This is a genomic window from Pseudomonas sp. YJ42 (assembly GCF_047225135.1).
GTDB lineage: Bacteria > Pseudomonadota > Gammaproteobacteria > Pseudomonadales > Pseudomonadaceae > Stutzerimonas > Stutzerimonas stutzeri_E.
Genome location: NZ_CP178378.1, coordinates 2,992,925 through 3,006,545, shown reverse-complemented (window position 1 = coordinate 3,006,545; position 13,621 = coordinate 2,992,925). Strand labels below are relative to the sequence as shown.

15 protein-coding genes are annotated in these 13,621 nt (G+C 63.7%); 5 read left to right on the top strand and 10 right to left on the bottom strand.

All coding sequences use genetic code 11. The features are described 5' to 3' along the window. Positions 1 to 23: 23 nt before the first annotated feature. Positions 24 to 593: a TRAP transporter small permease subunit gene (locus tag ACL0K2_RS13865; RefSeq protein WP_413042855.1), complete on the top strand. Its 570-nt coding sequence runs from the start codon at positions 24 to 26 to the stop codon at positions 591 to 593. Beyond that, positions 590 to 1,906: a TRAP transporter large permease gene (locus ACL0K2_RS13860; protein ID WP_413042854.1), complete on the top strand. Its 1,317-nt coding sequence runs from the start codon at positions 590 to 592 to the stop codon at positions 1,904 to 1,906. Before ACL0K2_RS13865 ends, ACL0K2_RS13860 begins: the two co-directional genes overlap by 4 nt. A gap of 141 nt (positions 1,907 to 2,047) precedes the next feature. On the opposite strand, the gene mdcH is transcribed toward ACL0K2_RS13860, so the two are convergent. From mdcH to ACL0K2_RS13810, 10 genes are all read right to left on the bottom strand, one after another. Next, positions 2,048 to 2,977, bottom strand: coding sequence for a malonate decarboxylase subunit epsilon (gene mdcH, locus ACL0K2_RS13855; protein WP_413042853.1), 930 nt, complete (start codon positions 2,975 to 2,977; stop codon positions 2,048 to 2,050). Beyond that, positions 2,974 to 3,594, bottom strand: coding sequence for a malonate decarboxylase holo-ACP synthase (locus tag ACL0K2_RS13850; RefSeq protein ID WP_413042852.1), 621 nt, complete (start codon positions 3,592 to 3,594; stop codon positions 2,974 to 2,976). Before ACL0K2_RS13850 ends, mdcH begins: the two co-directional genes overlap by 4 nt. 84 nt (positions 3,595 to 3,678) lie before the next feature. Continuing rightward, complete coding sequence (gene mdcE / locus ACL0K2_RS13845; RefSeq protein WP_045164295.1) at positions 3,679 to 4,464, bottom strand: biotin-independent malonate decarboxylase subunit gamma; 786 nt, start codon at positions 4,462 to 4,464, stop codon at positions 3,679 to 3,681. Further along, positions 4,461 to 5,327, bottom strand: coding sequence for a biotin-independent malonate decarboxylase subunit beta (locus tag ACL0K2_RS13840; RefSeq protein ID WP_413042851.1), 867 nt, complete (start codon positions 5,325 to 5,327; stop codon positions 4,461 to 4,463). The genes mdcE and ACL0K2_RS13840 overlap by 4 nt, the downstream gene beginning before the upstream one ends. Beyond that, positions 5,320 to 5,619, bottom strand: coding sequence for a malonate decarboxylase subunit delta (locus tag ACL0K2_RS13835; RefSeq protein ID WP_045164297.1), 300 nt, complete (start codon positions 5,617 to 5,619; stop codon positions 5,320 to 5,322). Before ACL0K2_RS13835 ends, ACL0K2_RS13840 begins: the two co-directional genes overlap by 8 nt. A 2-nt stretch (positions 5,620 to 5,621) precedes the next feature. Further along, positions 5,622 to 6,500, bottom strand: coding sequence for a triphosphoribosyl-dephospho-CoA synthase (locus ACL0K2_RS13830; RefSeq protein WP_413042850.1), 879 nt, complete (start codon positions 6,498 to 6,500; stop codon positions 5,622 to 5,624). Further along, positions 6,500 to 8,167 carry a malonate decarboxylase subunit alpha gene (gene mdcA / locus ACL0K2_RS13825; RefSeq protein WP_239611384.1) on the bottom strand — a complete coding sequence of 556 codons (1,668 nt, stop codon included), beginning with the start codon at positions 8,165 to 8,167 and terminating at the stop codon, positions 6,500 to 6,502. The genes ACL0K2_RS13830 and mdcA overlap by 1 nt, the downstream gene beginning before the upstream one ends. A 116-nt stretch (positions 8,168 to 8,283) precedes the next feature. Further along, a complete protein-coding gene (locus tag ACL0K2_RS13820; protein WP_239611385.1) occupies positions 8,284 to 8,721 on the bottom strand; it encodes a YqaA family protein in 438 nt (145 codons plus the stop codon). 81 nt (positions 8,722 to 8,802) lie between these two features. After that, on the bottom strand, positions 8,803 to 9,045 hold the full coding sequence (locus ACL0K2_RS13815; RefSeq protein ID WP_239611386.1) for a hypothetical protein: 243 nt from the start codon (positions 9,043 to 9,045) through the stop codon (positions 8,803 to 8,805). Positions 9,046 to 9,117: 72 nt separating this feature from the next. Further along, positions 9,118 to 9,546: a DNA methylase gene (locus ACL0K2_RS13810; protein ID WP_239611387.1), complete on the bottom strand. Its 429-nt coding sequence runs from the start codon at positions 9,544 to 9,546 to the stop codon at positions 9,118 to 9,120. A gap of 369 nt (positions 9,547 to 9,915) precedes the next feature. On the opposite strand from ACL0K2_RS13810, the gene ACL0K2_RS13805 reads away from it, so the two are divergent. From ACL0K2_RS13805 to ACL0K2_RS13795, 3 genes are all read left to right on the top strand, one after another. Continuing rightward, positions 9,916 to 10,869 (top strand): TAXI family TRAP transporter solute-binding subunit, encoded by a 954-nt coding sequence (locus ACL0K2_RS13805; protein WP_045164303.1) that lies wholly within the window; start codon positions 9,916 to 9,918, stop codon positions 10,867 to 10,869. Positions 10,870 to 11,042: 173 nt separating this feature from the next. After that, on the top strand, positions 11,043 to 13,076 hold the full coding sequence (locus tag ACL0K2_RS13800) for a TRAP transporter permease (protein ID WP_045164304.1): 2,034 nt from the start codon (positions 11,043 to 11,045) through the stop codon (positions 13,074 to 13,076). Beyond that, entirely contained in the window at positions 13,073 to 13,474 is a 402-nt protein-coding gene (locus ACL0K2_RS13795) for a DUF1850 domain-containing protein (protein WP_045164305.1), read from the top strand. The genes ACL0K2_RS13800 and ACL0K2_RS13795 overlap by 4 nt, the downstream gene beginning before the upstream one ends. Positions 13,475 to 13,621: the final 147 nt, after the last annotated feature.

Below are 13,621 nucleotides of genomic sequence, written 5' to 3'. Positions count from 1 at the left end.
GGCCCGGGTTCAAAGGAGTCCCCATGTCCAGACGATTTATTCGCTCCATCGAGGCCCTGTCGCGCCTTGGTGGGGTCAGCTCCGTGTTCCTGTTGATCATCGCCATGGTTGTGATGTGCCAGATGATCCTGATGCGCTACTTATTCAGAGCGCCCACCGTCTGGCAGACCGAGGTCGTGGTATTTGCCGCCACTGCGGCGATCTTTATCGGCGCGCCCTACGTGCTGATGAAAAAAGGCCACGTCGGCGTCGACGTCATAGAACTGATGATGTCCTCGCCCAACCGACGCCGTATGCAGCTGCTCGGGGCGGTGCTGGGCCTGACGTTCTGCCTGCTGATGACCGTGGCGAGCGTCATCTATGTCCACGAAGCCTGGGAAGGCGGCTGGACCACCCCGACGATTGCCGCCATACCGCTATGGATTCCTGCAACGCCTATGCTGGTGGGCTTCGGCCTGCTGTGCCTGCAATACGTGGCAGAGATGATGAAACTCATCTGCCCCGCCCTGGCCATCTCGGAGCAGCAAAGCGCTTCGGCCGTCACGGATGAACCCATCGGACACAGCCGCCAGAATCTGGGAGAAGCACCATGACGCCGACCCTTACCGGCACGCTTTTGATCTGTGCCTTGCTCCTGTTTCTGGCCACCGGCATGCCGATCGCCTTTGCCCTGGGCCTGGCGGCCATGGGCGGTCTGTTCTTGGCGATGGGCCCTGATGTCATCAGCGTGGTGGCTGAAACCATGTTCGCCGGCATCGGCAATCTGGCCTTCGTCTCGATTCCGATGTTTGTGCTGATGGGTGCCATCGTGGCCGGCACGCCCGCCGGAGCCGATCTTTATCGCGCGCTGGACCGCTGGATGTACAAGGTTCCAGGCGGTCTGGTGCTCTCGAACATCGGCGCCTGCGCTGTCTTTTCCGGTATGACAGGCTCGAGCCCGGCCACCTGCGCCGCGATCGGCAAGCTGGGCATCCCGGAGATGATCAACCGCGGCTACCCCTCCTCGGTGGCGACTGGTTCGATTGCCGCGGGCGGCACGCTCGGCATCCTGTTACCTCCGTCGGTGACGATGATCATCTATGGCATCGCCACGGAAACCTCCATCGGCCGGCTTTTCCTCGCCGGGGTTCTGCCGGGCCTGATGCTGACGGCCATGTTCATGTGCTGGGCGATGATCGATGCCCGCCGCAAGGGCTTCCGCTTCGGCACCGAAGGTGTGTATTACAGCCTGCGCGACAAGCTGGCAGCACTGCCGCGTATTTTTCCGCTGATCCTGGTGATCATCGGCGTGCTCTACGTGCTTTATGGCGGCGTGGCCACGCCTTCCGAGGCAGCCGGCGCAGGTGCGATGCTCACGCTGGTGGTCGTGGTGCTGGCCTACCGGCTGTTCAAGATGGGCACCTTCCGCAATATCTTCAGCTCCGGCATGCGTGAAAGCGTCATGATCATGATGATCCTGGCCTCTGCCGAGCTGTTTGCCTTCGCGTTGTCGTCGCTCTACATCACTCAGTCGCTGGCCGAGACGATTGCCAGTCTGGAGGTCAACCGCTGGGTGCTGATGGGTGTGATCAACCTGTTCCTGCTGGTGGCCGGGATGTTCCTCCCGCCGGTCGCGGTCATCGTGATGTCTGCGCCCCTGCTCTTCCCCATCGTCGTACAGGCCGGCTTCGATCCCTACTGGTTCGCAGTGGTCCTCACCATCAACATGGAGATCGGCTTGATCACGCCGCCGCTGGGCCTGAACCTGTTCGTCATCAATGGCATCGCACCCCAGGTGCCGACCCGGGACATCCTTTGGGGGGCGCTCCCTTACGCGCTGGTCATGGTGCTGGCGATCATCGTGCTGTGTGCGTTCCCACAGATCGCGACCGTACTGCCTGACTATGTGATGGGCGAAGCCCTATAAGCATATATGCTGGCCATTGGCCATAGGCGAATTTGACGGGCTCCTTTGGGGAGCCCGTTTTTTTTGCGCTTACGCCAATGCGTAGCGCTCGGATCGGAGCAATCTAAGCGCCTAGAAAGTAAGGCCAGTGCGGTGATGGGGTTATTCGACTCGATCGGCTTCCTGACGCAGCAAGGCGATCAGGGTGTCCAGCCGTGCACCGTCGAAAGCGATCAGCGTGCCCTGTTCGAACACCCGCCGTGCCAGGCCGGTCAGCACCGAGCCGGGGGGCAATTCGATATGCAGCCGCACGCCGCGCTCGTAGGCGGTGCGCAGGGTGCCGTGCCAGTCGACGACGCGGCACATGTTGAAAGCCAGGTCGTCGCGCAGGCGCTCGGGAACAGCAATGGGACGTGCCGTGGTACTGCTCAGATAGCGAATGCGTGGCGCACGGAGCTCGACGCGGGAGAACGCTTCGGCCAGTCGTGCAGCCGGTGCGTCCAACATAGCGTTATGCGACGGCACGCTGACCGCAAGGCGTCGGGCACATGAGGCGCCCAGCGCTTTAGCGCGTGCCGCGACCGCCGCCATGGCATCGTCTGCCCCGGCAATGACGATCTGGTTGTCGGCATTGATATTGGCCAGGTGCACCGACTTGTCATGGACTTCGCCCAGCAGGCGTTCGACCGAAGTGAGATCGAGCCCGAGGATAGCGGTCATGCCGAAACCCTGGGGATAAGCGTTCTGCATCAGCTCGCCGCGCAGCTCAACCAGCCGCACGGCATCGCGATAATCCAGCGCACCCGCCGCCACTGCAGCGGCATAAGCGCCAATGGACAGGCCTGCCACATAGTCGGGCGCCTGACCGCCGCGCATCAACAACCGGGCAGCCGCGACCCCGGCGATCAGCAAGCACAGCTGCACGGCGCGGGTTGAGGCCAAGGCATCTTCGCTGTCCAGATCCAGCACGTTATGGCCAAGGACTTCGCTTGCCTGCTCCAGGCAATCAATCACCTCGGGCTCCTGCGGCAATCGATGCAGCATGCCGGGCTTCTGTGCGCCCTGGCCGGGAAAAGCGAACAGGCTGCTCATGCGACCTGCTCCTGCTGGTTCCATGGGTTTCCGACCAGCCGCGCCCCGGTGGGGCACTTGAGCAATACGCGTGTAGAGTCACCGGCCCATTCGCGCAGGGCGATGGAACCGAAGGGCGTTTCCAGCTGTAGGTCGACGCGACAGGGACCGTCATCAAGATGCTGCAACAGGTCGCGGGCCCTGGGCCGTGAAAAGGACTGCGGCACGCGCACGAGCAAATCGAGATCGCTGTTGGCATGCGCAGCCGGGATGCCGGTGGCCAGCTGATAGCCGACGGAACCGGTTATGCCCCAATCCAGGCCCAGTTCATTCATCACCGGCCTGAGCTGTATCAGCGCACGCAGTGCCGGTAGCTCACTGGCGTAGACACCCGCGGTCAGCTCTTCAGGCCGCACACGACGGCGCACAGCGTCTGCTGACATGAGCGTGGCATAGCGCTGATCACGCGAGGCGCCACGTACGCCGACGGCGATCTGACCGCTCGCCACCATGGCCCGTCGCACGACCACGGGTTGGTCGATCTCAAGCACCTGTCGCACCCACACCGGCGCGTCAGAGGGCAGTTGTGTCGGGCTCATGCCCCAGAGCAGATCATGGGGGCATGGACGGTCGTGCATTAAAACCTCCTCGCGAAACCTCGTTATGAGTGAGACATCGGAGCCGATTTCGTCACATTCGACAGCAGCCCCGACGTGAATGACCTACCACTGCGCGCGCATCAACTCCCGCACCCGCGACGAGGCCTCACGGTTCGGTGCGCCGAGACGACCACGCAAGTCGGTACTGCTGCCGATGTCGTCCACGGCTCGCTGCAGGCAGTCACGCACACGCTGCAGATCGCCGGCAGAAGGCTGCTCGATGCTGTCCACCGAGAGGGTTTCCCAAAGCAGGCCGAGGGTCGCGTAATTGTCGATGTCGTAGGCCATTGGCGGCACTGATTCGGCCAGGGCTTCCAGCTCTTCGACGCTGCGCAGGGTAATGCGCGCCGCGGCGGCCTTGCCCATGGCGTGCACCATTACGCCCGGATCACGCAGGGCGACGATCCTCTGGGCCTGGTAACCGTGGGCGAGAAAGGCACCGGACATGGCCTTGCCCACCAGCAGCGCGATCACCGGATGCCCGGCCAGGCGCGCGCGAGCATAACCGTCCACCGCACCGGCCAGGGCCTGATGGATGCCCAGCGCCTCCTCGCGACGGCCATAGGCCTGGCTCGGCACGTCGACGATGGCGACCACCACGCGTTTGTCCGCCTTGTCGCGATCGGCCGCGATCACCTCGTCCAGCGCCTGGCCCAGCGCCCAGCCTTCGAGCAGACCGACCTCGCCATTGCGCGCGCGCGGGAAGGGATTCTCGGCGTCCGGCACCACGGCGATATAGCGTGCCGTGCGGTCGTCCAGCGACCCGTCGACCACCTGTACCGAGGCCGGATAGCCATCCAGTGCTTGACCACCGGCCAGGGCTTGCAACCAGTTCAGTCCACGGCTCATTGGGCATCTCCTTCGTAGAGGGCACGCACGGCGTCTGCATCGAGCTGCGCACGGGTATCGACGTCCGCCAGGCGCTGCAGAAACCAGGCGTGACGGCGGCTGCGCGGTTGAACGGGAATGCCGAGGGCGAACAGCTCGTGCAGCTGCTCGCGGATGGCGTCGGTGTCGTCAGCGACATAGGCGTCCACCAAGCCGCTGGCATAACGCTGCTCACCGCCGCTCAGGCTCCAGATGAACGGCCGGTCGCGCGAGTCGTATTCCTCGATCCCGGCTTCTTGCTCGATCACTTGTGGGCCATTGAGACCGACGCGGGCTTCGCGGGTGACGACTAGATAGCTGCACAGCCCGGCGGCGATGGACATGCCGCCGAAGCAGCCGACGGAGCCGGCGACCACGCCAATCACCGGCTGATAGTCACGCAGTTCGACGATGGCTGCCTGAATCTCGGCGATGGCCGCCAGGCCCAGGTTGGCCTCCTGCAGACGTACACCGCCGGTTTCCAGCAGCAGCACGGCGCGGGTCGGGATGCCATTACGGTTGTCCTCTACCGCCAGCTCCAGGGCGCCGGCGATCTTTGCGCCACCCACCTCGCCCATGCTGCCGCCCTGAAAGGCACCTTCGATGGCGGCGATCACCGCCGGTTGGCCGTCGATCGTGCCCTTGGCAACCACCACGCCATCGTCGGCCTGGGTGACGATGCCCTGCTTCGGTAGCCAGGGCGAAGTGACGCGGGCGAAGGGATCGAGCAATTCGCGAAAGCTGCCCGCGTCCAGCAGCACACGGGCACGCTGGCGGGCGCCCAGTTCGACGAAGCTGCGCGACTTGAGTAAACGGGCCACGTTATCAGCAAAGGAATCAGTCATGGCCGACCTCCTCCAACCCCTGCTCCAGACGCAGACGCACTACGCCGGGTGTGGCCCCAAAATCGTGAATATCGATATTCAGCGCTGGCAGGTTCTGCTCGCGGAACATCCGCTCGAACAGTTGCTGCCAGCGCTGCTCGGCGCCATTGACCGAGGTGACCACTTGGATCGCCAACTTGCCGGCCTGGCCGGGTTCCAGCAGCACTTCCAGATCGCCCGAGCCGACCACGCCGACCAGGGCCCTGCCGCGGGCGGGTTGCCCGGCGGCGAATTCGAAAGACAGGGTTTCCATGTTCAATTGCTCCCAGTCGGCGCCGGTGCGGTGGGCGCCAGGCGGTCGAGGAATAAGGTGGCGGCGAGTAGATCGGCAGCTCCGCCCGGCGAGGCGCGCAGCGACAACATCTCGCCTTCCAGTGCGCGCAGCTGGCGGCGCCCGGCGAGGCTGGCGCAACCGCCGGCAGCCAGTACGGCGCGGGCGCCTTGCTGCATGCGACTCAGCCCGGCGAGGCCAGCGCGGTGCAATACACAGGTGTCGCTCAGTTCGGTCATGATCGCCAGCAGCGCATCAAGCCGGGCGTTCTGCTCACCCGCCCCGCCGCGACGGCTCACCAGCAGCTGCGGCAGGCCCTGTTCGATGACGGCGGGAAAGCCGTGCTGCGCCTGTTCGCGTGCACCGAGCACGCCATAGGTACGGCAGACCCGTGCGCCATGGCTGTGCGGATTGTGCGGGGCGGCCGGGTCGCTCAAACGCGCCAGTGCCGCGGCGGTCGCCGCAACGCCTCGGGCATCAGGCGCGTCGATTTGCAGCGCCGCCGCCGCGCTGAGCAGCCCCAGCGCCCAGATAGCGCCGCGATGGGTATTCACACCGCCGGTGACGCGGAGCATGTCGGCTTCTCCGGCCCGGCCCAGTTGGCCGAGGGTTTCGCGCAAGGGCTGGCCGACTTCGCCAATTTCCTGCGCCGCTTCGGCCATCGCCTTGAAGGCCGGCCACAGCGCATCAGCCGAGGCGTGCATCAGGCCCAGGTGCAGGTCGTCATGCGCGCCGTTGCCGCGCCGATCGACCAGCCCCGGCTTGGGCGAGAGGTCGGCCTCGTCGATCAGCGCCTGCACCGCCAGGTCCGCCAGGCGCTCAGCCAGGGTTGGCTGCGCCTGTCTTGCAATGAGTGCGCTCATCACCAGCTCCTGAATTTCGCGGGCGGGTTGTAGAGGCCGCCGGACCAATCGACCAGTTCGGCGATGCTCTTGGCGGCCAGCAGCTCGCGGGTCGCATCGTTGCGGCGGATGCCAAGATCTTCCGGCAGCGCGATCAGGCCTTCGCGGCGCATGCGCTCGGTGTCTTTCGGGTTGTGCCGCAGGCCGATGCTGGTGACGCCGGCCACCGCGGCGATCATCGCCCGGCGTTCTTCCAGCGAACGCGCCTTGTACAGGTAGGCGATGCCTTCCTCGGTCAGCAGGTGGGTGACGTCGTCGCCGTAAATCATGATTGGGGCCAGCGGCATGCCGCTCTTCTTCGCCACCTCCACCGCATCGAGTTGCTCGACGAAGGTGGGTTTGCCGCCTTCCTGGAAGGTCTCGACCATCTGCACCACGAGCTTCTTGCCGCGCTCGAGCAGGGTCACCGGGGCTTCGCCACCGGGCATGGCCATGTCCAGCCAAGCCGGAGTTGGATGACGGCGACCGCGCGGGTCGTGGCCCATGTTCGGCGCACCGCCGAAACCGGCCAGGCGGCCGCGGGTGACGGTGGAGGAATGCCCATCACCATCGACCTGCAGGGTGGCGCCGATAAACAGGTCCACCGCGTATTGCCCGGCCAGTTGGCACATCATGCGATTGGAGCGCATGGAGCCGTCGCGGCCGGTGAAGAACACGTCCGGACGATGGGCGATGTAGTTCTCCATCCCCAGCTCGGTGCCGAAGCAATGCACGCTCTCGACCCAGCCAGTCTCGATGGCCGGGATCAGCGTCGGGTGCGGGTTCAGAGTCCAGTTGCGGCAGATTTTGCCTTTGAGGCCCAGCGACTCGCCGTAGGTCGGCAGAATCAGCTCGATGGCAGCGGTATTGAAGCCAATGCCATGGTTGAGCGACTGCACGTTGTGTTTCTCGTAGATGCCGCGGATGGCCATCATCGCCATCAGCACGTGCACCGGCTTGATATGGCGCGGGTCGCGGGTGAACAGCGGCTCGATGTAGAACGGCTTGTCGGCGACCACCACGAAGTCGACCCAGCTGGCCGGGATGTCCACGCGTGGCAGCTCGTCGACAATTTCATTGACCTGGAAAATGACGATGCCATCGGAGAAGGCGGTTGGCTCGACCAGCGCTGGGGTGTCCTCAGTGCTAGGGCCGGTATAGATATTGCCGTGACGGTCGGCCTGGAAGCCGGCGACCAGCGCGACATTGGGAATCAGGTCCACCAACAGGCGCGAATAGAGCTCGATGTAGGTATGGATGGCACCGACTTCCAGCAGGCCGTCTTCGAGTAGCTGGCTGATGCGCAGGCTCTGCGGGCCAGCAAAGGAGAAGTCGAGCTTACGGGCGATCTGCCGTTCGAACAGGTCCAGATGCTCCGCGCGGCTGACGCTCGGCATGATCATGTGCAGGTCATGCAGCTTGCCGGGATCGACCTTGGCCAGGGAGCGGGAGAGGAAGTCCGCCTGCTTCTGGTTGTTGCCCTCGAGCACCACCCGGTCGCCGGGGGCGATCAAGAGTTCCAGGGCCTCGACGATCCGCTCGCTGGGCAGCACCACGCCATCGGCGAGGCGCCGCACCTGATCGAGACGACGGGCTTTTTCAGCGCGGCGACGCGACCACTGCGGCGGTGGGGAGATTGTTGTTGTCATGGCGACTCCACAGGTTTTCCGCTTGTGGAGCGCACAGTAGGGAGACGACCGAAGGGTCATCAATCAAGCGCAGAGGTGTTTCGTTACGCTGAGGTTAACGAAGGCTCTGGATGGGCTCATAGCCAGCCGAGCGTGATGGCTGCAAGCAGCACATAGCGGCCACCCTTGGCCAGGGTCACCAACAGCAGGAAGCTCCACAGCGGCTCGCGCAGGGTGCCGGCGACCACGGTCAGCGGGTCGCCGATGATCGGCACCCAGCTCAGCAGCAACGACCAACGACCGTAGCGGTGATATCGGCGCTGTGCGCGTTCGAGCTGTTGGTCGCTGACCGGAAACCAGCGTTTATGACGCAGCCGCTCAACCGAGCGGCCCAGCAGCCAGTTGACCAGCGAGCCCAGCACGTTGCCCAAGGTGGCAACCAGCAGCAGGCCCGTGGCCGAGTAGCCGCCGTGCAGCAACAGCCCGACCAGCACGGCTTCGGATTGCGCGGGCAGCAGCGTGGCCGCGGCAAAGGCAGCACCGAACAGGCCGAAGTAGGCGGGCAGGTCGAGCATGGGTTCTGCTGGCTTAAGGAATGATCGTGCTGAGCACTGGCTAGCGCAGCCGCTGCTCAACGCTGATGAAACGGCTCGTCGTCACCGCCCCGGCTGTGGGCGAAAGCCCGGCACCGCACTGGGACGCTCGACTCGCCCCGCCGGTTGCGTACAGTTGAGATCACGAAACGGCTGTCCGTTGAGCAGCTCCCAGCCATGCCCGGGCGGCGTCTGCCGGCATATCACGGTACCGTCGGCCTTGCTTTGCCACTGGTAATAAGGCGCGGGGCCAGCGGTGGCCAGCAGAGGCAGAAACAGGCTGAACGCGAGAAGGAAGGCGCGCATGATCGGGATTCGATGGGGAGCTGGCGCCACTTTAACCGGATCCTGGGCCGGCGCAAGCGTCACCCGGCGCGCTCAGTCCCAGACCTTGCGTGCTTCACGCATGAAGATTTCAACGGTTTTCGGCCCGACGCCCTCGAACTCCGCCAGCCGCTTCTCCAGGTCCTTGCGATCCTTGCTTTGCTGGTGAAGGTTACCGAGCTTGCCGCCGTATTCCTTGTTGAGCTTGTCGCACAGCTTGAGCAGACGCTCGGCGGTCGACTCGTCGTAGCGCACGTAATGCCCCTCGCCGAGCATGTTCACCAGCGTCTGCCAGCTGCAATTGCAGAGTTTGCGGGGCGTGTCGCGCCCATGCTTTTCGACGATCACCCGATAGGCCTCGGCGGCGATGTCCTGCTGGATGCGCTTGCCGAACAGAAAGCTGGCAATGAACCATTTGAACAGCTCGCCTTCACCCTTCTCGATGTCGATACCGAGTTCCTTCGCACTGATTTCGCTGGCCATGCTGCACCTCGTCTGAAAGGGCGTCCCAATGCGACGCCTCGATGCATGCCGGGGTTCCCATAGAGCCGGGTTGATAGGCGAAAATCCGCCGATCCCCATGCACCCATAGGCAGCTTTTCGCCCATAGACACAGCGGAAATAGATCGACGCCGCAGGCCAGAGCCTTCGCCAGTGATGGCACAGCTCGTGCTATGTCTGTAGTGCCCGATGCGATCAACCACAAGAAAAGCCGCACAGCGCACTCCCGCTTTCCAGCGAAAGCCATTCGTGTGTATCCGTCTTTTCTTGCCCGCTCGCAGCGCTATGGCTGCGGCTGATCGTCTATCGTCAGTTCTGCGAAAACCAATAACAACGAAACGGAGAAACACAATGAGATTGACCAAACAACTCACCCTGCTGGCTGCCGCAGCGGCCTTTACCGCCAGCACCGCCGCGGTTGCCGCGCCGACCTTTATCAATATTCTGACTGGCGGCACCAGCGGTGTTTACTACCCGATCGGCGTAGCCATCTCCCAGCTGTACAGCAAAGGCATCGAAGGCTCGAAAACGTCCGTACAGGCCACCAAGGCTTCGGTGGAAAACCTCAACCTGTTGCAAGCCGGCCGCGGTGAGCTGGGCCTCGCGCTTGGTGACTCGGTGGCAGACGGCTGGAATGGTGTCGAAGACGCCGGCTTCAAGGCCCCGCTGAAAAAGCTGCGCGCCATCGGCGGCAGCTACCCGAACTACATCCAGATCGTTGCCAGCAAAGAGTCCGGCATCAAGACCCTGGCCGATCTCAAGGGCAAATCGCTGTCCGTCGGCGCACCGAAGTCCGGTACCGAGCTCAATGCTCGCGCCATCCTCAAGGCCGCAGGCCTGAGCTACGAGGACATCGGCAAGGTCGAATACCTGCCGTTCGCAGAGTCCGTGGAGCTGATCAAGAACCGTCAGCTCGATGCCACCCTGCAGTCCGCTGGTCTGGGCATGGCTGCGATCCGTGACCTGTCATCCACCATGCCGCTGAACTACGTCGAAATTCCGCAAGACGTCGTCACCAAGATCAACAACCCGGCGTACCAGGCGGCCAACATCCCGGCGGGCACCTATGACGGCCAGGATGCTGACGTACCTACAGTGGCCATCACCAACATTCTGGTGACCCATGAAGGCGTATCCGATGACGTGGCGTACCAAATGACCAAACTGCTGTTCGAGAACCTCGACCAGCTGACCAAGGCCCATTCGGCTGCCAAGGACATCAAGCTCGAAAACGCCACCAAGGCCCTGCCGATCCCGCTGCATCCGGGCGCCGAGCGCTACTACAAGGAAGCCGGCGTACTCTGAGTACGCCGAGGAGCGGCAAACGCCGCTCCGACTCCGGCTGGCGAGTGCATCCCCGCACTCGCTGCCGGCATCCCAAACGATCTTTGCAGAGGTGCTAGTAAAACCAGCGTGTGTTCACGGCAGGTTTTGTTAGCGGCTCTACGCGACCACGCTTTATCAGCTCGAGGCATTTCATGAGCGAATTACAACAAGAGCAAGGCCTGGGCGGCAGCCCTGCCGAGTGGCCCAAGGCGCTGTTCTATGTCGCCCTGCTGTTTTCCATCTACCAGATCACCATGGCGGCGTTTCATCCGGTGTCGAGTCAGGTACTGCGGGCGGGGCACGTCGGTTTCTTGCTGATGATTGTCTTCCTGAGCTTCCCTGCCCATGGCAAAGGTCGCCCCTGGCAACCCCTGGCCTGGGTGCTCGCGCTGGCCGGCATGGGTACGGCGTTTTATCAGTGGTATTTCGAAGGCGACCTAATTCAGCGTTCCGGTGATCTGACGACCTTCGACTTCGCTGTCGGGGTGGTGCTCATCGTCATGGTCTTCGAGGCCGCGCGCCGTGTGATGGGAATCGCACTGCCTATCATCTGCGCGACGTTCCTCGCCTATGGTCTGCTGGGTGAATACCTGCCCGGCGACCTTGCACACCGCGGTTATGGTTTCGACCAACTGGTCAATCAGCTGGCATTTGGCACCGAGGGCCTATACGGAACACCGACCTACGTGTCGGCCACCTATATCTTCCTGTTCATCCTGTTCGGTGCCTTCCTAGAGCAGGCTGGCATGATCAAGCTGTTCACCGATTTCGCCATGGGCCTGTTCGGCCACAAGCTCGGCGGCCCGGCGAAGGTGTCGGTGGTGTCATCAGCCTTGATGGGCACCATCACCGGCTCAGGCGTGGCCAACGTGGTCACCACCGGCCAGTTCACCATCCCGCTGATGAAGCGCTTTGGTTACCGCGCCGCGTTTGCCGGCGGTGTCGAGGCGACGGCGAGCATGGGCAGCCAGATGATGCCGCCCGTGATGGGCGCCGTAGCCTTCATCATGGCCGAGACGATCAACGTGCCCTTCGTCGAAGTGGCCAAGGCCGCCCTGATTCCGGCGCTGCTGTATTTCGGCTCGACGTTCTGGATGGTGCATCTGGAAGCCAAACGCGCCGACCTCAAGGGTCTCCCGAAAGATCAGTGCCCCAGCGCCATGGCGGCTGTGAAAGAACGTTGGTACCTGCTGATTCCGCTGCTGGTGCTGGTCTGGCTGCTGTTCTCCGGCCGCACGCCCATGTTCGCCGGGATTATCGGCCTGTCGCTGACCGCCATCGTGATCCTCGGCTCGGCGATCATTCTGAAGGTTTCCTCGTTCGGCTTGCGAATCGCCTTCTGGATCGCCCTGGGGCTGCTCTGCGCAGGATTCTTCCAGATGGGCATCGGAGTGATCTTCGGGGTCATCGCGGCACTGGTGGCGACCTGCTGGTTCATCAAGGGTGGCCGCGACACGCTGCGGGTATGTCTGCATGCGCTGGTCGAAGGCGCCCGTCATGCGGTCCCGGTCGGTATCGCCTGTGCCCTGGTGGGCGTGATCATCGGCGTGGTTTCACTGACCGGTGTGGCCTCGACCTTCGCCGGTTACATCCTCGCGGTTGGCCAGGACAACCTGTTCCTCTCCCTGCTCCTGACAATGCTGACCTGTCTGGTTCTGGGGATGGGCATCCCGACGATCCCCAACTACATCATCACCAGCTCGATCGCCGCGCCAGCGCTGCTGGATCTCGGGGTACCGCTGATCGTCTCGCATATGTTCGTGTTTTACTTCGGCATCCTTGCCGATCTCACCCCGCCCGTGGCGCTGGCGTGCTTTGCCGCTGCGCCGATTGCCAAGGAGACCGGGCTGAAAATCAGCATGTGGGCCGTACGGATCGCCATCGCGGGATTCGTGGTGCCATTCATGGCGGTCTACAACCCGGCGCTGATGCTGCAGGGCGACAGCCTCTGGATGACTGCGTACATGCTGTTCAAGGCCGCATTCGCCATCGGTCTCTGGGGTATCGCCTCGATCGGCTATCTGCAGCGTCCGCTGGCCTGGTGGGAACGCGTGCTTGGATTTGCCGCAGGTGCGACGCTGATCATGGCCATGCCGATCACCGATGAAATTGGCTTCGCCATCGGCGCGCTGCTGCTGGCACAGCACATCGTCCGGGCCCGCCGCGCCGGACCGGCGCTGGCGTGATCGGACTCTGCCTGGGCTTGGCCGGGGTGGTGTGGGCACAGGTGCCCACAGCCGACTTCACCCTGGCCTGGACCCATACGATCGAGAAGATCCGCTGGGAAGAAGATTACCGCGTGACACCGGACGGGCTGCTGCTCGGCGAAGCGCGGGTCAAGGGTTCAGGTGCCGGGATGGAGATTCCGGACAACGCCGAACTGCGTGACGGGGCCTGGCACTACCAGCGCCAGATGCCACCGTTACAACCGCTGCGTGTGGGGCGAACCCCCGAAGCAGGGGACTACCAACTGTGTTTCGACCAGCGTTGCCACGCGGTGAGCGAATGGCTCGGCCCGCCAAAAGCGGACCAGCCCGCGCTGGAACTCTGGAGTTGCGCCGCGCAAGCGGACGGCTCCACCTAATTCTGTGTCAGGCTTCGCCTCGTTCGGGGCGCGTACAACGCCCTGGCGGATCGGTGAAGCGTGATCCGCCCTACGTTAGCTGGAGGCCTGCCGCGCTCGGGATCACTTCACGGTAGATCGGTGAAGCGAGATCCACCCTACGTTGAC